Annotated in this window: 25 protein-coding genes; 15 read left to right on the forward strand and 10 right to left on the reverse strand. The window is 43.7% G+C overall.

The genetic code is table 11. The annotated features are described in order from the left end of the window. Positions 1–282: 282 nt before the first annotated feature. Positions 283–2,034 (reverse strand): bifunctional metallophosphatase/5'-nucleotidase, encoded by a 1,752-nt coding sequence (locus LYZ37_RS19375; RefSeq protein ID WP_272787214.1) that lies wholly within the window; start codon positions 2,032–2,034, stop codon positions 283–285. Between the two features lie 231 nt (positions 2,035–2,265). Here LYZ37_RS19375 and LYZ37_RS19380 point away from each other — a divergent pair, with 231 nt between their 5' ends. After that, complete coding sequence (locus tag LYZ37_RS19380; protein ID WP_004742671.1) at positions 2,266–3,897, forward strand: ATP-dependent endonuclease; 1,632 nt, start codon at positions 2,266–2,268, stop codon at positions 3,895–3,897. Positions 3,898–4,008: 111 nt separating this feature from the next. Here the strand turns inward: LYZ37_RS19380 and LYZ37_RS19385 are convergent, their stop codons facing one another. Together LYZ37_RS19385 and LYZ37_RS19390 are read right to left on the reverse strand one after the other, a co-directional pair. Beyond that, positions 4,009–4,494, reverse strand: a complete 486-nt coding sequence (locus tag LYZ37_RS19385) for a DUF1097 domain-containing protein (protein WP_004742670.1) — start codon at positions 4,492–4,494, stop codon at positions 4,009–4,011. Positions 4,495–4,659: 165 nt separating this feature from the next. Further along, positions 4,660–5,565 carry a LysR substrate-binding domain-containing protein gene (locus tag LYZ37_RS19390; protein ID WP_004742669.1) on the reverse strand — a complete coding sequence of 302 codons (906 nt, stop codon included), beginning with the start codon at positions 5,563–5,565 and terminating at the stop codon, positions 4,660–4,662. A 250-nt stretch (positions 5,566–5,815) separates the two neighbouring features. Between LYZ37_RS19390 and focA the strand changes: the two genes are divergently transcribed. Then, positions 5,816–7,264, forward strand: a complete 1,449-nt coding sequence (gene focA, locus LYZ37_RS19395) for a formate transporter FocA (protein WP_272787215.1) — start codon at positions 5,816–5,818, stop codon at positions 7,262–7,264. Positions 7,265–7,382: 118 nt separating this feature from the next. Here focA and LYZ37_RS19400 read toward each other — a convergent pair whose 3' ends face one another. From LYZ37_RS19400 to LYZ37_RS19410, 3 genes are all read right to left on the reverse strand, one after another. Further along, the gene (locus LYZ37_RS19400) at positions 7,383–7,952 is read right to left on the reverse strand and encodes a YceI family protein (RefSeq protein WP_004748099.1); all 570 of its coding nucleotides are present in this window, start codon (positions 7,950–7,952) and stop codon (positions 7,383–7,385) included. Beyond that, a complete protein-coding gene (locus LYZ37_RS19405; RefSeq protein WP_239824497.1) occupies positions 7,949–8,488 on the reverse strand; it encodes a cytochrome b in 540 nt (179 codons plus the stop codon). Before LYZ37_RS19405 ends, LYZ37_RS19400 begins: the two co-directional genes overlap by 4 nt. Positions 8,489–8,628: 140 nt before the next feature. Beyond that, positions 8,629–8,877, reverse strand: coding sequence for a DUF2164 domain-containing protein (locus tag LYZ37_RS19410; protein WP_038197765.1), 249 nt, complete (start codon positions 8,875–8,877; stop codon positions 8,629–8,631). A gap of 103 nt (positions 8,878–8,980) precedes the next feature. Here LYZ37_RS19410 and LYZ37_RS19415 point away from each other — a divergent pair, with 103 nt between their 5' ends. The 4 genes from LYZ37_RS19415 to dcuC all read left to right on the forward strand — a co-directional run bounded on the left by LYZ37_RS19415 (position 8,981) and on the right by dcuC (position 13,235). After that, a complete protein-coding gene (locus LYZ37_RS19415) occupies positions 8,981–9,616 on the forward strand; it encodes a hypothetical protein (protein ID WP_272788391.1) in 636 nt (211 codons plus the stop codon). Between the two features lie 77 nt (positions 9,617–9,693). Beyond that, a complete protein-coding gene (locus LYZ37_RS19420) occupies positions 9,694–10,482 on the forward strand; it encodes a lipase family protein (RefSeq protein ID WP_272787216.1) in 789 nt (262 codons plus the stop codon). A 284-nt stretch (positions 10,483–10,766) separates the two neighbouring features. Beyond that, positions 10,767–11,612, forward strand: coding sequence for an EAL domain-containing protein (locus LYZ37_RS19425; RefSeq protein WP_272787217.1), 846 nt, complete (start codon positions 10,767–10,769; stop codon positions 11,610–11,612). A 255-nt stretch (positions 11,613–11,867) separates the two neighbouring features. Then, on the forward strand, positions 11,868–13,235 hold the full coding sequence (gene dcuC / locus LYZ37_RS19430) for an anaerobic C4-dicarboxylate transporter DcuC (protein WP_004748089.1): 1,368 nt from the start codon (positions 11,868–11,870) through the stop codon (positions 13,233–13,235). 64 nt (positions 13,236–13,299) lie between these two features. Here the strand turns inward: dcuC and LYZ37_RS19435 are convergent, their stop codons facing one another. Further along, entirely contained in the window at positions 13,300–13,932 is a 633-nt protein-coding gene (locus tag LYZ37_RS19435; RefSeq protein ID WP_171323487.1) for a response regulator, read from the reverse strand. After that, complete coding sequence (gene narQ / locus LYZ37_RS19440) at positions 13,919–15,652, reverse strand: nitrate/nitrite two-component system sensor histidine kinase NarQ (protein WP_272787218.1); 1,734 nt, start codon at positions 15,650–15,652, stop codon at positions 13,919–13,921. Before narQ ends, LYZ37_RS19435 begins: the two co-directional genes overlap by 14 nt. A 242-nt stretch (positions 15,653–15,894) precedes the next feature. Between narQ and napF the strand changes: the two genes are divergently transcribed. From napF to LYZ37_RS19470, 6 genes are all read left to right on the forward strand, one after another. Next, complete coding sequence (gene napF, locus LYZ37_RS19445) at positions 15,895–16,377, forward strand: ferredoxin-type protein NapF (protein ID WP_272787219.1); 483 nt, start codon at positions 15,895–15,897, stop codon at positions 16,375–16,377. A 14-nt stretch (positions 16,378–16,391) separates the two neighbouring features. Next, on the forward strand, positions 16,392–16,703 hold the full coding sequence (locus LYZ37_RS19450; protein ID WP_004748082.1) for a chaperone NapD: 312 nt from the start codon (positions 16,392–16,394) through the stop codon (positions 16,701–16,703). After that, positions 16,700–19,189, forward strand: a complete 2,490-nt coding sequence (gene napA / locus LYZ37_RS19455; RefSeq protein WP_272787220.1) for a periplasmic nitrate reductase subunit alpha — start codon at positions 16,700–16,702, stop codon at positions 19,187–19,189. The genes LYZ37_RS19450 and napA overlap by 4 nt, the downstream gene beginning before the upstream one ends. 72 nt (positions 19,190–19,261) lie before the next feature. Beyond that, positions 19,262–19,717, forward strand: coding sequence for a nitrate reductase cytochrome c-type subunit (locus tag LYZ37_RS19460; protein WP_272787221.1), 456 nt, complete (start codon positions 19,262–19,264; stop codon positions 19,715–19,717). A 28-nt stretch (positions 19,718–19,745) separates the two neighbouring features. Beyond that, positions 19,746–20,324 (forward strand): NapC/NirT family cytochrome c, encoded by a 579-nt coding sequence (locus LYZ37_RS19465; RefSeq protein WP_272787222.1) that lies wholly within the window; start codon positions 19,746–19,748, stop codon positions 20,322–20,324. Positions 20,325–20,335: 11 nt separating this feature from the next. Then, a complete protein-coding gene (locus LYZ37_RS19470; protein WP_272787223.1) occupies positions 20,336–20,473 on the forward strand; it encodes a TIGR02808 family protein in 138 nt (45 codons plus the stop codon). Between the two features lie 120 nt (positions 20,474–20,593). Here the strand turns inward: LYZ37_RS19470 and galE are convergent, their stop codons facing one another. Together galE and LYZ37_RS19480 are read right to left on the reverse strand one after the other, a co-directional pair. Then, positions 20,594–21,607 (reverse strand): UDP-glucose 4-epimerase GalE, encoded by a 1,014-nt coding sequence (gene galE, locus LYZ37_RS19475; RefSeq protein ID WP_272787224.1) that lies wholly within the window; start codon positions 21,605–21,607, stop codon positions 20,594–20,596. Positions 21,608–21,668: 61 nt separating this feature from the next. After that, positions 21,669–23,564, reverse strand: coding sequence for a diguanylate cyclase domain-containing protein (locus tag LYZ37_RS19480; RefSeq protein WP_272787225.1), 1,896 nt, complete (start codon positions 23,562–23,564; stop codon positions 21,669–21,671). A 319-nt stretch (positions 23,565–23,883) separates the two neighbouring features. On the opposite strand from LYZ37_RS19480, the gene LYZ37_RS19485 reads away from it, so the two are divergent. From LYZ37_RS19485 to LYZ37_RS19495, 3 genes are read left to right on the forward strand one after another with little or no spacing between them, the layout of a single operon-like run. Then, complete coding sequence (locus LYZ37_RS19485) at positions 23,884–24,639, forward strand: 5-oxoprolinase subunit PxpA (RefSeq protein WP_272787226.1); 756 nt, start codon at positions 23,884–23,886, stop codon at positions 24,637–24,639. Continuing rightward, positions 24,636–25,343, forward strand: coding sequence for a 5-oxoprolinase subunit B family protein (locus tag LYZ37_RS19490; RefSeq protein ID WP_272787227.1), 708 nt, complete (start codon positions 24,636–24,638; stop codon positions 25,341–25,343). Before LYZ37_RS19485 ends, LYZ37_RS19490 begins: the two co-directional genes overlap by 4 nt. Then, on the forward strand, positions 25,340–26,272 hold the full coding sequence (locus LYZ37_RS19495; protein ID WP_272787228.1) for a biotin-dependent carboxyltransferase family protein: 933 nt from the start codon (positions 25,340–25,342) through the stop codon (positions 26,270–26,272). Before LYZ37_RS19490 ends, LYZ37_RS19495 begins: the two co-directional genes overlap by 4 nt. The last annotated feature ends 9 nt before the right edge of the window (positions 26,273–26,281 follow it).

Consider the following 26,281-nt stretch of genomic DNA (forward strand, 5'->3'; position numbering starts at 1 on the left):
TCCCCAAACATGGCGAATACTATTCCTAAATTGAGAGTGAGTCCATAATTAAAATCAAAAAGGAGCAAATTATTTGCTCCTTTTCCACTGCGTTCCTGCGGTGATACTTGTGACGGTAACATTGACCTTTATGGCCTTATACTCCACCAACAGGAATAAAGTAGACCAGTGCAGACCACACGCTAACCCAGCTAACGACGACGGCAACATCTATCCAATCTTTACTCCACATAATACCCTCCTTTGAGTACTATTTATTCGTAGCACGAACCCATGGAGTATTTAGCAACCTTTATGCCATCGTTGGATAATCACATCACTCACGTCACGGTTTAATACTTCTGGTTGATCTGTGAGTAAGTTGATAAAGCAATCAGCCATAGAATGAGTCGTGACGACACCTTCGTCTTCCATATTGCTGATAGCTTCATAGCCTTCTTTGCCCTTCATGGTATAAGCGGACGATGTTCCCATATAGAGGCGCTCGCAATCCAATTTTTGCCATTCTCCAGCTTCGCTTTTCAGCTCAAGGTGGGTGACTCGCTGACCTTTAGGGTTTGACGGTTGATATTCAAAGCGTAGATTATGAGTGTAAGGATAAGAGCCGTCTCCTGTCCCTTCTATACCATTATTGAGCGCATTATCTAACGCGCCTTCAAGGATAAGCGGCAAGTATTGACCTTTAATCGTGTATACACCGATAGGAACGGCAAAAGGCAGCAACTTACCGGCAACATCCGCTACTGAGATATTGCCAGGGTTAACTGAATTTCTTACACCGCCCGCATTATGAATCGCAAAATCAACGTTAAACCCGCATTGCTTCATTGTGTAAGTAAAAGATTCAGCGACAAGAGGCGCGAGTTCACTGGCACCTTGTTCATCAGGCACTCGTATATGACGCAGTTTTCTATCCGCTTTCGCGATGATCTTGCGCTGTAATTCACGTACTTGCGTGGTGTATTTATCGTTGAGAATATTTTGAACGGAGATGTCTTTTTTACACACAACCACATTCGGGTGATTATCTATAAAACTTCTCGCAACGTGGTAAGGAACTTCATTATGAGTTTCGTTCATGCTTGCATCGATGAACAATCTTCGCCCTAGTAATAAATCATTTTGACCTTTAAACGAGACCAAGGCCCCTTGCGCATCGAACTCTAAGTCACAATGGCCAATTGACAACGCGTGGAATCCCGCTTGAACAACATGAGTTTGGTTCACTTTAATTCCGTACTCATCTTCTTTAGCAAGGCCTAACTGACTAAAGTCACCCTGTAACCTATGACTATGCCCACCGACAATAACGCTGATCCCATCAACATGCTTTGGCAGTTCCATATCCGCCTCGTAGCCCATATGACTGAGCAAAATGATTTTGTTAATCCCTGCTTTATGGATCTGTTCTACCGTATTCTTGGCGGTTTCAATCGAATTAATAAAAGGCGTATCCCAATCTGGGTTTGAGATATCTGCCATCTTATCTAAAGCTAATGAGAATATAGCGACGCTGTCATCGCCAACCTGTTTCTCTATCCAATTGGCAGATTTGTTTTGCGAGTCGAAACTAACGATGGCTGGGTTATCTGATAGTCGATACGTTTTATCACGCAGTTCCTTGCTCAGATCCCAGTTGCCCGCAAGCAATGGAAAATTGATTTGCTTGGCAAATTGCGCGACGGGTTCATTACCCATATCTAACTCGTGATTTCCGAGAGCCATGGCATCTATTTGCAGCTCATTGAGCATAGTGGCGTTGGCTTCCCCTTTAAATAGGGAGAAATAGAGTGTACCTTGGAAACAATCACCGGCATGTAAAAATAAGAACTCTGAGCCTCTTTCTTGCGCCTCACTTCGCAGCTGGTTAGTACGTGTCTTTATACGAGCAAAGCCACCAGCACTGACAAAAGGCGAAAGCACTTGACCGTCGACATCAATGGTTAGTTGCAATGAAGTGGGTTCGAAATAGGAATGGGTGTCGTTTATGTGAGCTAATCTTAATTTAGTTGTTTTATTGTTTTTATCTGTCATATCTTCTCTCTCTTTTCACATTATCCTACCGCATTCCATATGACAGAATCATTATATTTCACACTTATTTTAAATATGGCGTTCTATATACATGATTTTCTGAGAGGTTTGTCATTATTGATTAAGAGTTAATCACAAACGAAATTATGCTTTGGATTGTGACCTAAACGTCTGCTGACACACAAGTTTTCGATTATGCTTAATTTAACTACAGCGTAATGGAGCCACTCTATGAAGCTAGAGCGAATAGAAATATCTGGTTTTCGCGGCATAAAACGTCTTTCTATTGCATTTGATGAATTAACCACGCTTATCGGTGAGAACACCTGGGGCAAATCGTCGTTATTAGACGCATTATCTGTTGCCCTTCCCCCTGAAGGTATTCCTTACAGCTTCGAGTTAACTGATTTTCATGTTGATTACTCGATCGCCCACCCGCAAAGTCAACACCTACAAATCGTGCTTAGTCTCGTGTCGACAGATAAGAACGAAATCAATTCTGGTCGATATAGGAAGATAAAACCAATATGGGTACAAGACCCACAAGGAACAAACCGAATCATCTATCGTCTAAGCGCCTCTAGAGATCAATATGATATCAAAACTAACTACACCTTCCTCGATTTAGATGGTAACCCGATCCCTCTTCATCACTCTGAGAAGCTTGCGCAAGAGTTAATGACGCTACACCCAGTAATTAGACTACGTGATTCAAGACGATTCGAGCGCCCCATCGCTGATGCCAAAGACGTTAATGCACGTGTAGAGAAGCGAATTGATAATACTTGTCGCCGATTAATGGCGATCCCCGGCCATGTTAATAAAGGTGAGATGCGCAGTAGCCTTAACTCAATGAATGCCTTGGTCGAGCACTATTTCTCGTTTAAATCCAACTCACGCAAGAACCTACGAAAACAACGAGACGGTATTTTCTTTAATGCTTCACCTGGCTCAAAGAGTATTTCTCAAGTTGTCGAAGAAACCAAAGACAAGCAGACACGCTTACTGTTTATGGGCTTACTAAACGCGTATCTGCAAGCCAAAGGGCCAACCACATTGAGGCGTTGTGCCCGACCTCTATTGATCATTGAAGATCCTGAAGGTCGACTCCACCCGACCCATTTAGCACGCGCATGGGGTTTATTGCAGCTGCTACCTATGCAGAAGATACTCACCACAAATAGTGGCGAATTACTTGGCCAAGTGCCACTTGCCAGTATTCGCCGCCTTGTTCGTCTATCTGACCGAACAATCACCAAGTACATTCCCGACCAAGGTCTTGGTAAAGACGAGTTAAGACGCATAGGCTTTCATATTCGATTCCATCGTTCTGGTGCGCTATTTGCCCGCTGTTGGTTGCTGGTTGAGGGCGAAACGGAAGTCTGGTTGTTTAATGAGTTGGCAAATCAATGTGGCTACAACCTTGCTGCTGAGGGCGTACAAATCATTGAATTTGCCCAATCGGGGTTAAAGTCTCTCATTAAAGTAGCAAAAGCATTTGGTATCGATTGGCACGTGGTAACTGATGGAGACGCGGCGGGTAAGAAATATGCCGCAGCGGTGAAGGCACAGCTAGATAACGATCAACAGAGGCACCGACTCACTGAATTGCCCGATCGAGATATCGAACACTACTTATATAACAATGGATTTGAACCATTTTTTAAAAACATGGTGCGTATTCCATTAGACCACCCAATCCCCGCCAAAAAAGTCGTGACTAGAGTGCTTAAGAAGTTCGCTAAACCAGACCTTGCTCTAGCGATTGTCTCGTACTGTGAGAATCAAGGTGTTGAAGGAATACCACTCTTACTTCGTTGGACGTTAAAACGTGTCGTAACTATGGCTAACGGTAACACATAAAAAAGCGGCATCTATACAATAGATGCCGCGTATCAAAAATGCTGCTGATACAAATCAATCGGGGGTAATCCTAAACAACTTCGGTAATGTCGCTAGGATGAGCATCAAAGGCTAAGAGCGCGTCTGTAAACGTCCATTAGCCTGAGATTGAGTCGACTTTTGATGAACCCACATTCCACTCGCTTTCATTAGGTAACCAAAAATACCGCCTAAAATCAGCGAAGGAATTACGAGCTTCCAATTACCATCTGCTGCGAAAGTCGCACATGAACCAATGAAAGTGCCCGGAATGTAGCCTAACCAAGATTGCTTAGCTTGCACGCACATGAAGAACGCAACAACAGCTGTAATGACATAGCCAAGGATCTCAAGCGAGGCAAATTGCGAAGCATGAATAATCACCATCGCCCAAAATACACCACTCATATTCGTTATCAAACTTACTGATAGCCCTTTTAAACCATCATTTGGTGAAGCAAAATAGCTGGTACAGCCTAAGAAACCCGCCCAAGATAGCAGCCCTAAGGAGATAGCGACCCATCCCCATAGTCCAGATAAGATACCGGTAGTCAGTGAAATTGCGACAAGAGTGCTCATTACGCCTCGCTCAGTGTGTGGTTTCACACATCAAAAGTACAAGTGCGCATAATAGGTAAAATATCGCCCCATAAGTAATACTTTGATCACACTATTAAAGTAACAACAATTCAATAGATCATAGTTATTGTGATGCAATCGATATTTCAACAGTTTTAGTAAATACTAGAGGACTGATGGTTTCCCTTTCATCATTCGTGCCCCCTCTCTCTTAATACATTCTACTAGAGGGTTTTCGACCATATCAGCTCGCCATACAAATGAGAGCGTTCGTTCCATCGTAAGCTCAGGAACATTAAGAGCCACTAACTGACCACTTTCGATAGAGCGTTCAACATCAAGATACGGTAAACAAGTAAGATACTGGCCATTTTCGACCATGCTACGCAAGACAGGAACGTGTTCATACTCACGCCAAACATCTAAGTCTTCAATAAGGTGGTGAATAGAACTATCAAATATCATTCTTGTGCCACTACCATGCTCTCTTAAGACCCAACGTGCTTGTTCAAGCTGCGCAAGGCTTACGGTTTCGTGGCGTGCAAATGGGTGATGGGCCGCGGCAACTACCGTCAAATGATCTCGACACCACACCTCTTGGTTTAATCGGTTGTCGTCACAGCGACCTTCGATAATCCCAATATCATATTTATAGTCAAGTACACCCTGTAAAACGCTGTCAGTACTTTTCACTTTGAGTGAAATACGCATCTCTGGAAATGAGTTATCAATAATACTGATAAGGTCTGGTACTAAGTGTTCCGCTGGGGTCTGGCTTGCGCCTAGCTTTAAATGCCCACTTAATAAGTGTTGCTCATAAAACCCCATTTCGATTTGCTGAGCGTCCTGGAGCAAACGTTTTGCTTTTGGCCGTAACCACATTCCCCAATGCGTTAGCGCCATTTGCTTACCTTGCCTTTCAAACAACGGCCGGCCAAGCATCTTTTCAAGTTGAGCGAGCGACATACTGGTCGCCGATTGCGTTAACGCAAGCTTATCGGCGGCCATACTTACACTTCCCGTATCAGCAACAGCATCAAAAACTGCGAGCTGTTTTAATGAATATCGCATAGCGCTCCTATCCTTGTATCCTTTATTGAGTTGTTCTCTGTAACACTCTGATCTCTCGCAAATTGTACTTCCCAATAAGCAAGTCGTTTCATTTTACCTATCAAAATTTCCTTATCAATATTTTTGATGTGGTTTTTAAAAATTATCAATTTTACCTGTAGTAGTCAGTTTCCTATTCTGATTTGGCAGCGAACATGACGTCGCTGAATTTGTAAGGAGGTTTATATGAAATTTGCATTTGGGAGTGGGTATGGCGTCAGCACAAACGAATAATCAATACTTTTCGCCCATCGAGATGATGGCTGAAGCTGAAAAATTTGCTCTCAGTAAAGCAAAGAAAAGCAGCGGAATGACGTTAAGTCTTGCCATTATGGCAGGCGCATTCATCGGTCTCGCGTTTTTGTTCTACATTACGGTCACAACGGGTAGTGCCGAAGCTGGATGGGGATTAAGTCGCTTAGCGGGCGGGCTCGCTTTTAGCATGGGACTTATTCTTATTGTGATTTGCGGTGGAGAGCTGTTTACCAGTTCCGTCCTATCAAGCATTTCATGGGCGAACAAACAAATTAGCTTTAGCAAGATGCTTTCTATTTGGGGCAAAGTTTACCTTGGTAACTTTATTGGAGCCATGTTGCTACTCGTTATCGTTTCTGCTGCTGGCCTGTATCAAATGGATCACGGTCAGTGGGGTCTCAATGCTTTAAACATCGCGCAGCATAAATTACATCACACGCCTGTTCAGGCTTTTGCTCTGGGCGTTCTGTGTAACTTACTTGTTTGTTTGGCTATTTGGCTCACTTTCAGCAGTGCCAATGCGATGACAAAAGCTGCGATGACCATCATGCCTGTTGCCATGTTTGTTTCTAGTGGTTTTGAACACTGCGTCGCCAACATGTTCATGGTGCCACTGGGTATCGTTATTCAGAACTTCGCACCTGAAAGTTTCTGGCAACAAATCGGAGTCGCATCCACTCAATATGCTGACCTCAACATTCAACAATTTGTCTTCGCCAACCTTATTCCTGTCACATTAGGAAACATCGTCGGCGGCTCTGTACTCGTCGGATTGGCTAACTGGGGAATCTATCGTCGCCCACAGTTAAAAGCGGCAAATGTACACGCAATCACTACAACAACTCAGATTAATTCGGCTAAGGAAATCACTATGAACAGCAACATTACTGCATCAGCAATTATGAACCAGCAACCTCTAGTACTACGTGCAGAAATGCCAACGTCAGTGGCGATCGATACTCTACTAGACAACCATCAAGTCAGTGCACCGGTTTGTGACGTTGAAGGCCGATTAGTTGGGTTCTTCTCAGCTCATGACGTCATGGTAGATCTTTGGTGCCAAGATTACATTCCAGCTCAAGACCAGAAAGTGGTCGATATTATGTCGCGCGACGTAGTTGCTATCGATGCTAATGACAAGTTGGTCGACATTGCTGAGTTCTTATGCATTGATAAAGAGCAGCTTTACCCAACGACTAGCATGGGGATTGCCACTCAATTCACGACACTTTCTTTAGAAGAGCGCGCAAAAGCAATGAAGGTAAGTAAACCGCATGTGCTGCCAGTGTTAGATAACGGCGCATTAGTTGGTGTGATTGCACGTGAACATGTATTAGTTGCTCTTCGCCCTATCTATGGTGAGCGCGTGAGTGCCGTAGAACAACGCGAACTTGAATCAGCATAGAGATAAAACCTAGCAACGATCAACGATACGGCTAGAATTTTGGTTAGGAAATAAGTCGCTTGACCAAAAAGCCCCCAACGCAAGTTGGGGGCTATTTTGTCGTTAAGCAGTAAATGGATTACTTCTTGATACCTTCTACGTGTAGTTCCATATCAACGTAGCTTGACGCACCCATCACTGGGATATTGAAGTCTGCAAGTTCTAGGCGAGTTGAGCCTAAGAAACCAGCACGTTCACCACCCCAAGGGTCTTGACCTGCACCAATGAAGGTCGCATCAATAGTAATTGGCTTAGTTACACCATGTAGGTTTAGGTCGCCATTAACTTCAAGCTTACCATTGCCTTTGTCGACAACACTTGTACTAGTGAATGTCGCAGTTGAGTACTTAGACGCATCAATAAAGTCGGAGCTACGAATGTGCTTGTCACGCTCTGCATGGTTTGAGTCTAGGCTTGTCGTATCTACATTAACCGTTACTTTTGATGCTGCAACATTGGCTGGGTCGTAAGAGAATTCGCCATCAAATGTGTTAAAACGACCTTGAATGAAGCTGTAGCCTAAGTGACTAACTTTAAAGTTAACCGAAGCATGAGCACCTTTTGTATCGATCATGTAATCCGCCGCGCTTGCACCAAATGGTAATGCCATTACCATTGCTAATCCGGTAGCAAATAACGTTTTTTTCATTTTGAAGCTCCTATCATTTTGCGTAGCGTGTTGTCTTTATTAATAAAGTGGTGTTTCAAAGCCGCAATAGCATGCACTGCAGCAATAATAATCAGTGACCAAGCAGCGTAAAAGTGAACTTGACCTGCGATGTCAGCTTGGTTTTCAAACAAGGCACCTAAGCTTGGTACTGTAAACCAAGTGAATACATCGATGCCTCGTCCATCTTCAGTAGAGATTAAATACCCCGAGGCAAAGAGTGCCAAAAGTATCGCGTACATTCCTAAGTGAGCAAGTTTAGCACCGATGACCTCATAGGCTGCCCCTTCAACTTTAGGTGACGCCGTCACTATTTTCCAAAAGAGTCTAAATAGGGTTAATCCCGCCAATAACAAACCAATGGATTTATGCCAATGAGGTGCTGTGCGGTACCATTCACTGTAGTAAGACAAATCAACCATCCATAGACCTACAGCAAACAAACCTATAATCACTAATGCAGAGACCCAATGAACCCCTCTCGCGACCAAGTTGTAGTTTTTTACTTCCGATTTCATCTGACAGTCCTAAAAGTTAATGACTCTTGTTTTAATTCAGAGTACATATCTCATCTTTCTTGCAACAGATTATTTACCATTCTTTACATAAGCGAAATGTCTTTAGCTTGATTAAGTCGTTCGAAAATTTTGAAGGAACTTTAAAACTCACTTTCTTGTTCTATTTCATAGATTTCATCTGCGATATCAATAATTTTCCTTTCAATAATAGACTGCGCATCGGAAAGACCTTTATTGTAAAAAGCAGCACCAAACTTGCTAACAATAAAATCAAAAAGAAAGTCAGCATCAAACTGACCTATTTCTATATCGAGCTCTTCTTCTATATAGCTTTGAAGTTCTCTCGACATCGCCTGCTTTTGTTGTGATGTAAATTCAATCTTAGACATAAACCCTTCAAGTCCCATATGATTTTGCCGATTAAGTGTAACGAAAGTTAACGAGCGCGTGTTAGGCTAGTGTCGCATATTGCTCATTATGGAGAGATGGATCTTGTTATTGGATGTGCTGGTTCAAAGTGTTAATGAATTTCAAGCCGACTGTATGGCGTTGTGTGAAAAGCACTATCCGACCATTCATAATAAGGGTATGAGTGAACATCACTTGGGGTTAGCATTTGCTCGACGATTATCACGCACGCTCACAGAGTTTGGGCATGATTACGACTATAAGCCTTTAGACAGTAATCCGAGTGCCGATTTCCCACACCACTATCGAGTTAGTTCTGAAATTGGAACGGTATGGGTACTCACCTCTCACCTAGTCAGTGCCGGGCCATCATGTAGAAAAAAACTGTTTAGAACGATCGCTCAGTGGCAAGAAGAATACGGATATGCTGTTCAGCCCAATGATCTTTTACTCCTGTTGACTGATCACTGGATTACCCGCAATAAGCAAAGCCGTGAGTTACTTCATTGGTGGACTGGGCAACTACCCGATGAGATTGACGAATACCGTATTCAAGGCATTACGCTTTATGAAAGCGAATCGCTACTCGCCCAGTCTCTGGAGCAACATTTCAACATCAGCCCCTACTTTGTGAAATTTACTCACCCATTAAAAAGAGCGACCGATAAACAGCTTGTTAGAAAGTACATTCAGCTATATTCGGTTATCCAATTGAGTTAATTCAATCGCAATGTCACAACAGGTTCACGGTTTTCTATCATACTAGTAAAGGTATAGTGTCTACCAAAGAGAGTCGCGTGAAGGCATTAAAGCGTTATCAATATGAAAGGTATGCCGTCTTATGTAACCTTGCTTACCAACCAGCCCTTCGTCAAACCCAGTATGGTTTTTCAGCCAGGGGACAACGCGTTATCTGCAATCGTTTTGGTCAACCTATGATTCGCGTACTCTGGCATGAAGATAAAGAAGAGGCAATTGTCGTTATCAAAGGCTCTCACAATCCTTATGACTGGCTGCTAAATCTCGCATTATGGCGGCGCAGTGGCCAGCAGTTAGACCTCCCTTACTCTATCCATGCTGGGTATTACTTTTTACTCCGCCAAGAGAGCCTACCTAACCGAAATGATGAATCATTAGGCACTAGCGTAATCGACAAACTGTTTACGACGCTCGATAAATTAGTGTCTGACGGTAAGCGAATCACGTTTACAGGACACTCTTCAGGTGGAGCGTTAGGCTGCGTGCTTGCCGATAAGCTTGAAAGGCAAAGCCCTAAAAGCGTTAAACGGGTTGTTACCTTTGGCCAACCTGCAATTGGAGGTTCTCAGTTTAGCCGTCACTACCTTCTTTGTCACAAGACATACCGTATTTGCTGCGACTTAGATATCGTCACTTTCTTACCTCCCATACCTGTCATCTATTCTCACGTTGGTAAAATGTTGTGGTTGTACAATGGCAAAATACACGAGAATACACCGACATGGCGAAGGCTATCACTATCAATAATATCCTGGATCATGCGGCCCTTCTCGTACCACTTAATGTCTAAATATATTCGCAACAAAGATTTCTTTGATGAACGTTGATGAGAGCTTCGCCCAAAAATCGAACTGGACAATGAAAGCGGTGTTTTTTTACGCCTCAAAATAATATAACTTGGATCAATAGCATTTGACGTTATTGATATTACACCTATTAAAACTTACTGGTAGTTAACAGTGTATAGTTCGATTTTGAGCCTAGTTCAAAACTTTAGCCATCTAGAAGTAAACAACCATTGACAGCAATGTGCCTATGTCAATATTATGTCAAAACTTTGCACTATCCCATGCGGAATAATTTGTTTACACACTAGAGGTCGGTAGTACGTATGATTCTCTCCACTAAGCAACAGTTTGTGGATTGCCTTTCGATAAATGAGGATTCTCAATACATTGGTACTTACAAGAGTCTGACACTCAATAGCGTTTTTCAACCCATTGTCGATTACTCAGACAACATCATTGGTGTTGAAGCTCTGGTAAGGATTCAGGACTCTGTAAAGGGCACCATTCGACCAGATCATTTTTTTCATAATGAGAGCGTCAACTTTGACGATAAAATTAATGTCGAGCGCCTAAGCCGAGTCATCCATATCAGGAACTTTGCACGCTCCAAACATCGTCATCTGAAACTGTTTCTTAACGTCTTACCGTCTGCTGGTGAATACCTTGCGCTCGAAAACATTGATTCCAGTTTACTTTCCCAACGCTTACAAGCACTCAATATTGCCAATTCGCAACTCGTCATGGAAGTTGTCGAGCTAGACGCGTCTAATGAAGAGAATCTCAGATTAGCGATGGAAAAGCTTTCAGAGTGTGAGTTTAATATTGCCGTCGATGATTTCGGTGTTAACGCTTCTAACCGCCAACGCGCTGAGCAGTTGAAGCCCGATATCATTAAGCTTGACCGCTCATTGCTACTCTCCTTCATGGCAGGCGAACCATTTCCGCTAATGTCGGGCATTAGACTGGCTAAAAAGCTTGGCTCTAAGGTCGTGGTAGAAGGAATAGAAACAAAACAGCAGCTAGAGTCAATGCGCGCACTCGATGTCGACCTATTCCAAGGTTACTATCTTGCAATGCCACAACCACTGTCCGCAATTTATGACGATGAAACTAACGATTTTAGCTCGTTAGGCGACCCAAGTATCGTCTATCGCCAATCTTTTCGATAAATCACCGACTCAACCATTCGTTTTATCTATATATGATCTAGTTAATAGTTCTAAACGCTCACCCACCATAGATATTTACATCTTAAAAACGAATTAACTACACGATCTTGTACGACTATTAATACTATTATTGATTTTTTGTTCTAGATCATCAGATGCTTAACTATCGCTCGTGCCACAGCATAGAATTCTGTACATTCCTTTACATAGTTTGAAACAGTTTGTTTATATTTTTAATATCTTGAGGAGATTTCTATGCTGGAGCTCTTAATTGGCTTAGTCGTCACTGTTGCAGTGGGCTATTTCATTGTTAAAGGCTACAAACCCGCTGGCGTACTTTTGACCGCAGGTGTGTTACTGCTCATCCTTACTGGCTTAATCGGACACACAGTGCTTCCTGCTAAGGTCGCATCAACAGGTAACATGTTCACTGATGCGCTTGAGTACGTTAAATACATGCTTCAGTACCGCGGTGGCGGCCTAGGTATGCAAATCATGCTACTTTGTGGCTTTGCTTCTTACATGACGCATATTGGCGCTAACAATGTTGTAGTAAAACAGTTTTCTAAGCCACTATCCTTCATCAAATCTCCTTACGTTTTGCTCGTTGCTGCCTACATCGTAGCCTGTTTGATGTCTCTTGCAGTAAGTTCAGCAACAGGTCTGGGTGTTCTTTTGATGGCAACGCTATTCCCTATGATGACGGCAATGGGTATTTCGCGCCCTGCCGCAGTTGCCGTCTGTGCTTCACCAGCTGCCATTATCCTTTCACCTACATCTGGTGACGTAGTTATCGCAGCAGAGAAGTCAGGCCTAGCGCTAGACGTATTTGCGGTTCAAACCGTACTTCCTGTATCGATCTGTGCGATTATTGTTATGTCTGCAGCTGCTTTCTTTTGGAACAAATATCTTGATAAGAAAGACAACTCTCCGATGGAACGCGTAGACGTTTCAGAGATTGAAGTGAATGCACCAGCGTTTTATGCGGTACTGCCGTTTCTACCAATCATCGGTGTTTTCTTGTTTAACGGTCGCACCATCCCTGGTCTATCTTTAGACATCTACACCATCGTTGTTCTTTCAATCTTTATTGGTGCCTTGGTTAACTTTGTAGTTAAGCGTTTTGACGGACAAAAAACACTCGAAGATCTAGAATCTTGCTACCAAGGTATGGCAGATGCTTTCAAAGGCGTTGTAATGTTATTGGTTGCGGCAGGTGTGTTTGCGCAGGGCTTGATGTCTATTGGTGCTATCGATAACCTACTTCACCTTGCTGAGACAGCAGGCGCAGGCGGTATTGCACTAATGCTTATCCTTACAGGCTTAACCGTTGCGGCAGCTATCGCGACAGGTTCAGGTAATGCACCTTTCTATGCATTCGTTGAGCTAGCGCCTTCTCTGGCAGCTAAAATGGGGCTAAATCCAGCATTCTTGATTATCCCAATGCTACAGGCGTCTAACTTGGGTCGTACCATTTCACCAGTATCAGGTGTTATTGTTGCGACGTCTGGCATGGCGAAAATCAGCCCATTTGAAGTAGTAAAACGTACCTCTGTACCCGTACTTTGCGGTTTAGCAACCGTTATCATTGGCACGCTAGTACTAGTACCAATGTCAGCATAAATTCCGAAATCTATATACGACAAGGGCGCTCATCTGAGCGCCCTTTTTTGTAATGAGTATGATGCTATTTAATTTCACCGTATCGCTCAAGATAGAGCACGGTTGCCGCTGTACGTGAAGGAACCTGTAGCTTTTTGAGTAGACTCTTCATATGGACCTTAACGGTAGATTCAGAGATAAACAGAGTATCGGCGATTTGCTTGTTTCTAAGCCCTTTAGCGACTTCTTTGAGGATCTGCATCTCACGGTCAGTGAGTTCGTCAAACACGGTTGTGCTGTTTTCTCTATCTGCTAAGTATTTGGCGACTTCTTTACTGTACGATTTGTTACCTTGTAATGAGGATTTTAGTAGCTCAATTAGCTCGTCTGGCTCAGTATCTTTCAACAAGTATCCGTCTGCACCTGCCTGAACAATCGCTTCGATATCTGCAGGGCTATCAGAGACGGTCAAAATAACAATCGTCGCATCACAGTCATCGGCGCGCAGCGCGTTTAAAGTATCTAAACCCGACATCCCTTTCATGTTCAGGTCAAGTAAGATTAAGTCTGGCTTATGTTCATGATTTTGAGCGACTGCTTCTGCCCCGTTACTGGCTTCTGCGACTACGTTAAATTCATCTTCAAAACTCAATAATTGGTTGATACCGCGGCGCATCAATGGATGGTCGTCGACCAATAAAACTCTACACTCTGTCAATGTTTGAATCCTTTATCTTTGGATACTCTAAATATACTTCGCAACCTTGATTAGGATTTGCGGAAATACTCAACTCACCATTTAGCCTAGAAGCCCGCTCTTGCATGATGCTTAAACCGTAATGATTGGCTTTTTCCGTGGTTGAGTCAAAGCCTATGCCGTCATCTCGAACCGCGACTTTGATATGGGTATCACTTTCGTTGCACTCTATTGTTATTATCTTGGCGTTCGCATGCTTGATCGCATTAGTTGTGGCCTCACGAATCAGTTGCAGCAAATGCACTTGCTGATTAGTATCGAGCTCGATTGAAGAGAGCTCATTGGTTAATTTAATTTCAGCGTCTGTTTGATCAGAGAGTTGCTCTGTCATCGTGTGAAGCGCTGAACCAAAGCTGCCTTCTTTAATTGACAGTCTAAATGTCGTCAGTAGCTCTCTAAGCTGGGTGTACGCAGCAGACAAACCTGTATCAAGCTCGGCAAGGACAGGCGTTGTCTTAGCAAGCTCCGGCGTTTCAGGAAGCTTTTTCATACCTCGTTTTAAGATAGAAACTTGTATTTTTAAATACGAAAGCGCCTGAGCGAGCGAGTCATGCAGCTCTCGTGCAATTGTGGCACGCTCTTCCATCACCAATAACTGCTCCGCTTGCCTTTGAGCCTGATTGTAATATACCGCACGGGATAATATCTGTACAAAGTTGTCAATCAATGCTTGATCTGGGCACGGTAATGAGACTTTCCAATACAAGGTACCAAGATCAATGCCATCTAATGACAATGTCTGACTTTGGCACTGCTTAGTGCATTTCTTACATCCGTTACCTTCAGTCAATAAGATCGGCCTTTCTCCGGGCTCATTGATTTCTAAGCGTACTGAAGTAATCCCTTCTAGGCTAACAATATGCTTTAAAATTGCTGAGAAATTATCTTGTGTAATTCGCGAAGCCGTTAGTTCTTGGGAAGATTGATAGAGCACACGTAGTGAGTCGTTAGCATGTTGCAGCTTTTGAGTCTTTTCATTGACCGCCAGTTCTAAGCCGCGATAGAGGTTCCCAAGATCTTTCGCCATGTTATTGAAAGCCTTGGACAATATCCCCATCTCGTTATCACTATCAATGTTTAGCTCTATATTAAATGAACGTGATTGAATTTGTTCGCTGGCAATGACTAATGAGTTTAACGGCTTAACGATATGCTTACGGGTGTAATGGACGATGAAGATACTGATCAACAATACTCCACCCAGACCTAAACCGCCGACCCAAGCTAGGGAGATAAGCTTCTTTTCAGAGTAGTCTTGTAGCTTGAAAACAAAGGAATCAATTTGGTTTACAAACCCCGCTACCAGTACCAAATAACGCTCTCTATCTTGCCCTTTTAGTACATGCTTAAGTTCGTGCCAACGAACGATCAATCGATAGTAATCATGGGTAATATCTTCAGGGACCGCCCAGTTTTGCAGCGCTTTCATCGAATCAGAGTAAATCGAGCGTTCAAACTGAATAATATGCGTCGAATAATCGACCGATTCTGATTGGATATCATGCGCCAGTCGGTAACTCTGCATTCGCATCGAACCCGCAACATTAACCGCTTCCGCATCGTTCAAACTTGAAGCTAGAGTAAAAATTGCGAACCCGGTCGTAGTTACAGACAAAAGCAAAATTAGCACCATTGCTTTAGCAACCGTTGTGGTTACAGAGCTTTTCACATTTTTTAACACTCGAACATTCAAACCTTAAATAGAAAACCTGCGATTAAATACTAAGCTTATTAGTAATTGCCGCGACAATATGTGATCACTCACGCGTAAGTTTGTTGATCTAAAACAATTTTAGTCGGCATTACCCCCAAGGGGGTATTTATACAAATATGTCAAAAACTACAATTCATGTAAGGATAAATTACAAGTTATGAACAGTTATTTAGCCATAAAAACAGTATCTAACAAACTTGGGTAAGAGAGTGGTAGACCTTACTAAAAGACGACTATTTTCAAAACGTCTCGTTGACGATAACACTATTCGTCTACCTTGGCTCGTGAACAGCGCTAATTTCACTGACTTGTGCACTCGATGTGGCAAATGCAGTGAAACCTGCGAAACAAATATAATTATTAAAGGTGATGGTGGTTTCCCTCAAGTGGACTTCTCTCGCGGTGAATGTACGTTCTGTTATCAGTGCGCTGATGTTTGCCCCGAACCCTTGTTTGCCGATGAACAATCTTCACCTTGGAATGCTAAAGCCTTAATCAATGAGGCATGTTTAGCGAAGCAAAATGTCGAATGCCGAAGCTGTGGCGATATGTGTGACACCATGGCAATTAAGTTCAAACTAGAAATAGGCAAAGTCGCACAACCCAATTTAGAACTTGATGAATGTACAGGATGTGGCGCTTGCGTAGCAGTTTGCCCTACTTCATCCATCAATGTGAGCAATTTAGTTTAATACGGAAGAAGTTTATGTCACTGAACGAAGTGCATATTTCGAGCTTAGTCGTGCATTGTTCGCCAGAACATCTCGGTGAAGTGAAATCTCAAATTGAGCAGTATGACAATGCTGAGATCTACGGAGACAGCCCTGAGGGTAAAATCGTAGTGGTATTGGAAACTGAGAACCAAGGTTTTATCACCGACACGATCGAAACCATCAATAATCTCCCAAATGTGTTGAGTACGGCTTTGGTTTATCACCAAATCGAAACCGGTCTCGACGACGAATCACAAAATAACAACACTGGAACTCAATATTCCCAAACCGAGGGTGAAGTATGAAGATGACAAGACGAGCGTTTGTTAAGGCAAACGCAGCAGCATCAGCGGCAGCAGTTGCGGGCATCACCTTGCCAGCATCTGCTACGAATCTGATCGCTAGCTCAGACCAAACTAAAATCACATGGGACAAAGCACCTTGTCGTTTCTGTGGTACTGGCTGTTCAGTTCTTGTAGGTACGCAAAACGGCAAAGTTGTTGCGACACAAGGTGACCCTGAAGCACCTGTCAACAAAGGACTAAACTGTATCAAGGGCTACTTCCTGTCTAAAATCATGTACGGTCAAGACCGCTTGACTCAGCCGCTACTTCGTATGAAAGATGGCAAGTACGCTAAAGACGGTGACTTCACTCCAGTTTCTTGGGATGTAGCTTTTGACACTATGGCAGATAAGTGGAAAGAAGCACTTAAGAAGCAAGGTCCTTCTGGCGTTGGTATGTTTGGTTCAGGCCAATGGACGGTAATGGAAGGTTATGCTGCTGCGAAAATGATGAAAGCGGGCTTCCGTTCAAACAACATCGACCCTAACGCACGTCACTGTATGGCATCTGCGGTAGGTGCATTCATGCGTACATTTGGTATCGATGAGCCTATGGGTTGTTATGATGACTTCGAGAATGCGGATTCGTTCGTACTTTGGGGTTCTAACATGGCAGAAATGCACCCAGTACTTTGGACTCGTATTACTGACCGCCGTTTAAGCCACCCTCACGTTAAGGTAAATGTACTTTCTACGTACTACCACCGCTCTTTTGAATTGGCTGACGAAGGCTACATTTTCGAACCGCAAACAGACTTGGCAATCGCTAACTTCATTGCAAATTACATTATTGAAAATGATGCGGTTAACTGGGACTTCGTTAACAAGCACACCAACTTCAAACAAACCGCAACCGACATCGGTTACGGCCTGCGTGACGATGACCCACTACAAAAAGCAGCGGCGAACCCTAACTCAGGTAAAATGTCTTCTATCTCATTTGAAGAATACAAAAAGTCAGTGGCACCGTACACACTAGAAAAAGCATCTGAAATGTCAGGTGTATCTAAAGAGAAACTGATCGAACTTGCTAAGCAATATGCCGATCCAGACACTAAAGTTATGTCTCTTTGGACTATGGGTATGAACCAACATACTCGTGGCGTGTGGATGAATAGCTTGATCTACAACATCCACCTACTAACAGGTAAAATCGCGACTCCGGGTAACAGCCCATTCTCGCTAACTGGTCAGCCATCAGCTTGTGGTACTGCTCGTGAAGTGGGTACATTTGCTCACCGTCTACCTGCCGATATGGTCGTCGCTAACCCTAAACACCGTAAGATCGCTGAAGGTATTTGGAACATCCCAGATGGTGTTATTCCACCTAAACCTGGCTATCACGCGGTACTTCAAGACCGTATGCTTAAAGACGGTAAGCTAAACGCTTACTGGGTAATGTGTAACAACAACATGCAAGCGGGCCCAAACATCAATGGCGAGCGTTTGCCAGGATACCGTAACCCAGAAAACTTTATCGTTTGTTCTGACCCGTACCCAACCGCGACTGCGCAAGCTGCTGACTTAGTCCTTCCGACAGCAATGTGGATTGAAAAAGAAGGTGCTTACGGTAACGCAGAGCGTCGTACTCAAGCTTGGTATCAACAAGTGGGTACTGTCGGCGAGGCCAAGTCTGACTTGTGGCAAGTCATGGAGTTCTCTAAACGCTTCAAAATGGAAGAAGTGTGGACTGAAGAGCAACTTGCTATGGCGCCTCAATACCGCGGTAAAACCATGTATGACATGCTATTCGCAAACGGCGTTATCAACAAATATCCTATCGAAGAAGCACGTGAGCTAAACGACGATGCGCACCACTTTGGCTACTACGTTCAAAAAGGTTTATTCGAAGAGTACGCTGAGTTTGGTCGCGGCCACGGTCACGACTTAGCACCATACGACGTTTACCACCAAGTTCGTGGTCTTCGCTGGCCTGTTGTTGATGGTAAAGAGACGCTTTGGCGCTACAAAGAAGGCTCAGATCCATATGCGAAAGCGGGTTCAGGTTGGGACTTCTACGGTAAGCCAGATGGTAAAGCGCTTATTATCTCAGCACCTTATGAAGCTCCACCGGAAGCACCAGATTCTGAGTACGATATGTGGCTATGTACTGGTCGTGTTCTTGAGCACTGGCACACAGGTACTATGACTCGCCGCGTACCTGAGCTTTACAAAGCGGTACCGGATGCAGTGGTTTACATGCACCCTGCTGATGCCAAAGCTCGTGGTGTTCGTCGTGGAGAAGAAGTTCTTATTGAAAACAAACGTGGTGAAGTTCGTGTTCGCGTAGAAACTCGCGGCCGTAACCGTCCACCTGAAGGCTTGGTATTCGTACCATTCTTTGACGCACGTATTCTGATTAACAAGCTGATTCTTGATGCGACTGATCCTCTGTCTAAACAGACAGACTTTAAGAAGTGTCCAGTTAAGATCACTAAGATCGCTTAATTATGAATACTCTGGCTGCCCTATTTAGGGCGGTCAGAATCAAGAATTTAGCCATTAGGCGGAGAATGAATAATGAAAAAATTTCTAATTGCACTGTTATCGGTAGGTGCTCTAGTAAGTGGCGCTGCAGTAGCTGAACTCGAAAACCCAGGCGGTATTGGCGGTCTAGAATCACTACGTGGAGCAAGTGAACTTGAAGCGACACGCGTAGCTGATGATTTTAAAGACTTCCCTAAAGATCAGATCGTAGCTGATAGCTTTGTATATCAACCACCATTGATTCCACATAGCATTCGTAATTACGAAGTGTCTCTTAATGCGAATAAGTGCCTAGCCTGCCACAGTTGGAAAAATGCTAAGGAAGCTGGTGCAACTAAGATCAGTGTAACCCACTATGTTAACCGCGAAGATGCTGTATTAGCAGATATGTCTCCTCGCCGTTACTTCTGTCTGCAATGTCACGTTCCTCAAACTGACGCTAAGCCTTTAGTGAAGAATGATTTTGAGGCTGTTGATTCGCTTCAGTAAGTGAAAAAAGAGCATTAAGAGGTTACTTATGAAAATACTTAAAGCATTTTGGAACAGACTCAAAAGCCCAAGTAAAGCAGCGGCTGGCGTTGTTTTGTTCCTTGGCTTTGCTGGCGGGCTTCTATTTTGGGGCGCTTTCAACACCGGTATGGAAGCAACCAACACGGAAGAGTTCTGTTCTGGCTGTCACGCACCAATCGTTGCTGAGATTCAAGAAACAATACACTACTCTAACCGTTCAGGTGTTCGCGCTATCTGTTCAGATTGTCACGTTCCTCATGAATGGACAGACAAGATCGTTCGTAAAGTTCAAGCGTCTAAAGAGCTGTTTGCACACTTTGTTACTAAGACGATTGACACGCCAGAGAAGTTTCAAGCTCGACGTGCGCACCTAGCTGAACGTGAATGGGCGCGTATGAAAAAGAACGACTCTCTAGAGTGTCGTAACTGTCACGAGTTTGACTTTATGGATTACTCGCAACAAGGCAAGCGTGCCTCGGCACAACACTCTACTGCCCTTGCATCAGGTGAAAAAACATGTGTAGATTGTCACAAAGGCATCGCGCATAAACTACCTGACATGCATGGCGTAGACGGCTGGCAGTAGGAGAATAGACAATGAGTACATTAGAATCTGTTATTTGGCATATTCTTGGCTATAGCGCTATGCCTGTCATCATCTTGTCTGGCTTTGCAGTCGTTGCAGCCGTTTCGGTGTGGTTACTGTCGCTAGGAAAAGATAAAGAGGCTGAGTAGCCCTGATAAATTTAGGGGGAGTGGTCTCCCCCAGTAAGCTTCGGTTCAATTTTTGCCTATTTTGTATCGAACATAAAAAAAGCCACCTTGGTTTTACTAAGGTGGCTTTCTTCTTTTAGATTACTCTGGGTAACCATTAGGGTTATTCGATTGCCAACGCCAAGTATCTTCTGTCATTTGCTCTAAACTGCGTACTGCTTGCCAGTTTAGGTCTTGTTTCGCTTTGGCAGGGTCTGCCCAACATTCCGCAATGTCACCAGGTCTGCGTTCAACCACTTTATAAGCAACGGTTTTGCCTGAAGCTTTTTCAAATGCTTTCACCATTTCTAAAACACTAGAGCCGTTACCTGTTCCGAGGTTATAGATGTGCAGACCTGACTTATGCCCTACTTTGTTTAACGCGGCAATATGCCCATCCGATAGATCCATAACATGGATGTAATCACGTACACCAGTACCGTCAGGTGTCGGATAGTCATCTCCAAATACAGACAAACACTCTCTGCGCCCTACCGCTACTTGAGAAACAAACGGCATCAAGTTGTTTGGAATACCCTGAGGGTCTTCACCTAACTCACCCGATGGGTGTGAACCAACAGGATTAAAATAACGCAGTAAGGTGATGCTCCAATCTGGATTAGCCTTTTGGAAGTCAGTCAAGCACTCTTCCACCATAAGCTTACTGCGACCATAAGGATTGGTTGCGCTTGTCGGGAAGTCTTCACGAATAGGGACTGAAGCAGGGTCGCCGTATACCGTTGCAGAAGACGAAAAGACCAGTGTTTTGACATTCGCTTCACGCATTGCGCTAACAAGTACTAGGGTTCCGTTGACATTGTTGTCGTAATACTCAAGAGGCAACTCTACGGATTCACCTACCGCTTTTAATCCAGCAAAATGAATAACAGCACCTACACCATGCTTTTGTAAGACATCGACAAGGGGTTGCTTGTTGCGAATATCGCCTTCGATAAACTCAGGTCTAATTCCTGTGACTTTCTCGATTCGGTCTAATACCGATTGCTTACTGTTGTAAAGATTGTCGAAAATGACAGGAGTCATTCCCGCTGCAATCATCTGAATACATGTGTGGCTGCCTATGTAACCCATTCCACCAGTTACTAAAACTTTCATGTCGCTAACCTTTTAAAAACATGCTCTTATGCTAATTCATAATACGTCTCAGCCAAAGAGGCTAAATGACTTTTGTTTCGTTTTTCTCAAGATGGATAACATATTGTCCCTTTCCACTTGTTTTTGCATGATACATAGCGGTGTCTGCGGCTTTCAACAATTTATCGGTATTTACATCTTGGTACTCGGTGTATTGAACGCCGACGCTCGCACCTACCTTTAATACTTCGCCTTTGTAATCAATTGGCTTCTCTAAGCACTCAATGATCATACATGCTACCGAATCTATGGATTTTGGATTGATGCAATTTGTTACTACAACGAACTCATCACCAGAAAGTCGAGCCACCACATCATTATCATCAGCCATCGACACAAGTCGTTTGGCGACCTGCTTCAACACTTCGTCACCAGCATCGTGGCCGTAAGTGTCATTTACCGATTTAAACCCATCAAGATCAATATAGAACAGCGCCAATCCACAACAGCTTCTTCGCTCAGATCTAAGCATAGCTTCAAGTACACGGTAGAGCTCCGTTCTATTCGCCAAGCCTGTGAGTGAGTCATGATGTGCTAGGTAATCGAGCCTTTCCATTTCTTTGTCGCTTGAAAGATCACTCAGCAAATAAACGAAATCATATTCATCTTGATTTTCACTGCTAGCAATTCGCGATACTTTAACAAATAGGGGGACTTTTTTATGACCTAGCTTATGACGCTCCCATACTTCACCTTGCCATTGACCATGTTCATTAACTGCCTTCTTAATCGTCGGCATCAAAGATTTAAACTGTTGCCAATCGAATATCTCATCCGGCCGTTTGCCTAATAGAGCCTGTTGAGAATGACCGAGAAGCTTCGATACCGCAGGGTTTGCCATCGTAATCTTATCGAATGGATTAGTGACAATGAGTCCGTCCTGGCTATTCTCAAATACACCTGCTGCTAGTCTCTGCCTGCGCTGAGCAGCATCCGCTTCAGTCACATCTTGAATAGCGAACAGCACTTGATCTTCCTTGCTCAGTCGCGTGGTCGCAATACTCAACAGTTGATGGTTACCAAACACATCTTTGACCCACAACTGTCTGTCTATTATCTCAGCATCCTTTGTCATCGCTTCCGCTATGATGAACTGACCACCGACCCCGAGTAACTCAACAAGTAATGTGCCTTTCAAATATCCTGGCGTTCGACGGAAGATGGCACAGGTTGCCGCATTAAAATGGACCACTTCACCATTAGCATTCATCACCACTAGCGCGTGTTTGACTGTCTCTACTACTTCATTGGCGAATGCCTTTTCTTGTTCTAGTTTAGTCAGCGTATTGGTGACTTGCTTATCTCGCTCTTTAAGCCTTTCTAACATGGTGTTGAACGCTTGTATCAATCCACCTATTTCGTCATCTGCCGCATGTGTAATGTTAAGTGTTTCGCGTTTATTCTCTATGTAAGACCAAATTCCAGAGCTGAGCCTATAAACAGGTTTGATAATGTACATCTCTACCATCAGGTAAAGTACAAGTGCTGACACGGCGAGAAGAATCAAATAGTTGATGCTATTGGACATTGCATCTGCGTAAATCGCGTTAAGTGATTGCTTAGAAAGCGTAATACGCAGATGGGCGATTACATCTGCGCCACTTTTAATCGGGACTAATAAGAAGATGTGCTCGTCACTGATGGCATAGCGATTGTGGCGGATCTCAGCACGCTGCTTTTCTGTTGGAACGGGTGCGATTGCGCCCTGCTTTTCATACATCGCGAACAGTTGGCCATTGGTCATGTAGAGCTTCACACGCACGACATCTTCATCGGCTGAAAATGCAACCAGTATTCTTTCTGCCGTCTTTTTATCACCAGCAAGAATGACGGTTTGCAGGCTGTGCGCGACACCTGTTGCCAAGACATCCGCTCGATTTAGGAGGTTGTCTTTTTGAGTGATATAGGATTGAAGCAAGGAATAACCTTGAGAAAAGACAAAAACAATCCCAGTAAAAACAACTATTGGTACAAATAGCTTACTCTTTAGAGATAAATGACTAAATGGTATCAATCTCACTCCTAGACTACTGACGTTTGGAAAATGTGCACAGTTACATTGTTATAGCTATCTTGTAGCGGATACTCCCTACAAACGATAGACACTTAGTTCAGGGACAGCGCAGCGATTTGAACTGTTTTTATTAATTATTCACCAAATAATGAGTTTGATCACTGTTTAGCTAAAGTAATTGAAACATCTTAGTAAATGATTTAATTAAGGAAATTTTTCGTCAATGGAAAAACGTTCGATCTGTCTTAATTGTGATATGGGTGAAAGCTTCGGAGCATGGAAAATGGGCAACGATGAGTCTGTGATGCCTCATATCCACATGGCGAATATCGCTTGCGGGTTTCATGCATCCGATCCGCAAGTAATGAATGAGACAATAAAACTAGCGATCAAACACGACGTTCAAGTTGGCGCTCATCCTAGCTACCCTGATCTACAAGGCTTTGGTCGGCGCAGTATGGTTTTGTCTCCTGATGAAATCACCAACATGTTGATTTATCAAATCGGCGCCATCAAAGGGCTCGCGGATAGCCATAACAAAGACCTTAGCTATGTTAAACCTCATGGCGCTCTCTACAATGATATGCTGAAAGACCTTACTATTTTTGAATCAGTGGTAGACGCCGTTTCAAGCTTTGGTTTACCGCTAATGACACTTGCCGTTGCTGATACCCAACCCTACCTTGATATCGCCGATCGCTACGACGTCCCCCTACTTTTTGAAGCCTTTGCAGACCGCAGTTATCTCGCCAATGGATTCTTAGCTCCACGTGGACAAGACAAAGCGGTATTAACCAACCACGAAGACATTTTAAATCAGGTATTACAAATAGCACGCTATGGCAAAGTCCGAACTATTGATGGATTTTCAATTGCGCTTGAGGCCGATACCATATGCGTTCACGGTGATAATCAAGAAGGCGTCGCCATGATCAAACAGATTCGTTCGCTGCTTGATAAGGAGAGTCAAAGTACATGATTATAGATACCTCTATCGACCCTGTTGCCGAGTGCTCGATTTTGATTCGCTTTCACAGTGCCCCCAATGATCACCTTTCTTGGGTGATTGGTGAGATTAGTCATTACCTCACCAATCAGCTCGGAGCCTGGGTAATGAATGTGACCCCTTCTTTTGATTCGATACTGGTTGACTACCTTCCACACCGTATATCTATTTTCGAGTTTGTTCCCTACCTAGAAAAATTAGTTACTCAAGCCCTTCTTAACATGCCAGAAGCACATGTTCCTGATGTCATTGAGTTACCAGTCTATTACGATCTCTCGGTAGGCCCTGACCTCAAACAATACTTAGATTCCGGTCAATCTTTAGAGTCTGTCATTAAAGCCCATTCACAAACCGAATACACCGTTGGCGCGATTGGGTTTACCGCAGGGTTCGCATTTCTTTCTGAAGTTGATGAAGCCATAAGGCGACCTAGAAAGCCAACCCCAAGGGTAAAAGTCCCTAAAGGCAGCGTTGCCATTGCTAATAATCAAACTGCAGTCTACCCAAGTGAAACACCTGGCGGCTGGAACATCATTGGCAATTGCCCTGTTGAACTCTATCACCCAACAAGCTCAAAAATTCTACCCTTTACTATTGGCACCAAAATTAAGTTCACAGCGATAAGTGAGAAAGAGTTTTTAGCACTTGGCGGTCAAATCAATGAGGGTTGGCAATGACAATTGAAAACTACATAGAAGTCGTGAAACCCGGTCAGCAGACTCTTATTCAAGATTTTGGTCGCTTTGGTTTAGCCCATTTTGGTATTGCGCAAGGCGGACCAGTTGATGATTACGCCTATAGCTGGGCAAACCATCTGTTGGGTAATACCATTAACATGCCCACGCTTGAGATCACCTTGGGCCAAGCTGAATTTTTGATACACCACTCTTGCGAACTCGCTATCGCCGGTGGTGACTTAAATGCCAAGTTAGATGGTGAAAGTCTTGATAATTGGTCGACATTTCGCGCTTTAAAAGGACAAACGTTAACCTTCGCCCTTCCTCGTAACGGATTGCGTGCCTACCTAGCAATTAAAGGCGGATTTAGTATACCAACACAGTTAGGCAGCGCCTCGACCGTAGAACGAGACCAATTAGGCGGCTTAACACATGGGACGCCGTTACAAAATGGCGACATTTTACCGTTCGACCAACATGCCATATCCTCTAGCAGTGTACAGATGACATTTAGATACAAGCCTGACTATAACTTGCCATTGGAGCTACGCGTTATTGAGGGCTACCAAGTCAATGACTTCTCTCGTGACGCCGTCGATTCGCTCTATACCCAAGAATTTGAAGTGAGCCAGCTCGTCAATCGTATGGGATATCGACTGTCTGGTTCAAAGGTTAAAGCCCCTAAGAAAGAGTATTTGAGTGAAGGGATTGCTCTTGGTTCAATTCAAATCACACCAAGTGGTGAGCCGATCGTGCTGTTAAATGACAGGCAAACCATAGGTGGCTATCCGAAAATAGGCTGTGTAGCTCGCATAGATTTGCCAAGGTTAGCGCAAGCAAAACCAGGACAAAAAGTGAGATTCGTTCGTGGGGATTTATTGGGGCTACAAGACGTCTGGGGTCAATGGGCTCGATTTTTTGGCTATTAGGGCGACAAA

It is taken from the genome of Vibrio tubiashii (assembly GCF_028551255.1).
Taxonomy (GTDB): Bacteria; Pseudomonadota; Gammaproteobacteria; order Enterobacterales; family Vibrionaceae; genus Vibrio; species Vibrio tubiashii_B.

Coding starts and splice junctions, on each gene's coding strand:
- LYZ37_RS19375 (WP_272787214.1), bottom strand. CDS start 2,034: ATGACAGATAAAAACAATAAAACAACTAAATTAAGATTAGCTCACATA.
- LYZ37_RS19380 (WP_004742671.1), top strand. CDS start 2,266: ATGAAGCTAGAGCGAATAGAAATATCTGGTTTTCGCGGCATAAAACGT.
- LYZ37_RS19385 (WP_004742670.1), bottom strand. CDS start 4,494: ATGAGCACTCTTGTCGCAATTTCACTGACTACCGGTATCTTATCTGGA.
- LYZ37_RS19390 (WP_004742669.1), bottom strand. CDS start 5,565: ATGCGATATTCATTAAAACAGCTCGCAGTTTTTGATGCTGTTGCTGAT.
- focA (WP_272787215.1), top strand. CDS start 5,816: ATGGCGTCAGCACAAACGAATAATCAATACTTTTCGCCCATCGAGATG.
- LYZ37_RS19400 (WP_004748099.1), bottom strand. CDS start 7,952: ATGAAAAAAACGTTATTTGCTACCGGATTAGCAATGGTAATGGCATTA.
- LYZ37_RS19405 (WP_239824497.1), bottom strand. CDS start 8,488: ATGAAATCGGAAGTAAAAAACTACAACTTGGTCGCGAGAGGGGTTCAT.
- LYZ37_RS19410 (WP_038197765.1), bottom strand. CDS start 8,877: ATGTCTAAGATTGAATTTACATCACAACAAAAGCAGGCGATGTCGAGA.
- LYZ37_RS19425 (WP_272787217.1), top strand. CDS start 10,767: ATGATTCTCTCCACTAAGCAACAGTTTGTGGATTGCCTTTCGATAAAT.
- dcuC (WP_004748089.1), top strand. CDS start 11,868: ATGCTGGAGCTCTTAATTGGCTTAGTCGTCACTGTTGCAGTGGGCTAT.
- LYZ37_RS19450 (WP_004748082.1), top strand. CDS start 16,392: ATGTCACTGAACGAAGTGCATATTTCGAGCTTAGTCGTGCATTGTTCG.
- napA (WP_272787220.1), top strand. CDS start 16,700: ATGAAGATGACAAGACGAGCGTTTGTTAAGGCAAACGCAGCAGCATCA.
- LYZ37_RS19460 (WP_272787221.1), top strand. CDS start 19,262: ATGAAAAAATTTCTAATTGCACTGTTATCGGTAGGTGCTCTAGTAAGT.
- LYZ37_RS19465 (WP_272787222.1), top strand. CDS start 19,746: ATGAAAATACTTAAAGCATTTTGGAACAGACTCAAAAGCCCAAGTAAA.
- LYZ37_RS19470 (WP_272787223.1), top strand. CDS start 20,336: ATGAGTACATTAGAATCTGTTATTTGGCATATTCTTGGCTATAGCGCT.
- galE (WP_272787224.1), bottom strand. CDS start 21,607: ATGAAAGTTTTAGTAACTGGTGGAATGGGTTACATAGGCAGCCACACA.
- LYZ37_RS19485 (WP_272787226.1), top strand. CDS start 23,884: ATGGAAAAACGTTCGATCTGTCTTAATTGTGATATGGGTGAAAGCTTC.
- LYZ37_RS19490 (WP_272787227.1), top strand. CDS start 24,636: ATGATTATAGATACCTCTATCGACCCTGTTGCCGAGTGCTCGATTTTG.
- LYZ37_RS19495 (WP_272787228.1), top strand. CDS start 25,340: ATGACAATTGAAAACTACATAGAAGTCGTGAAACCCGGTCAGCAGACT.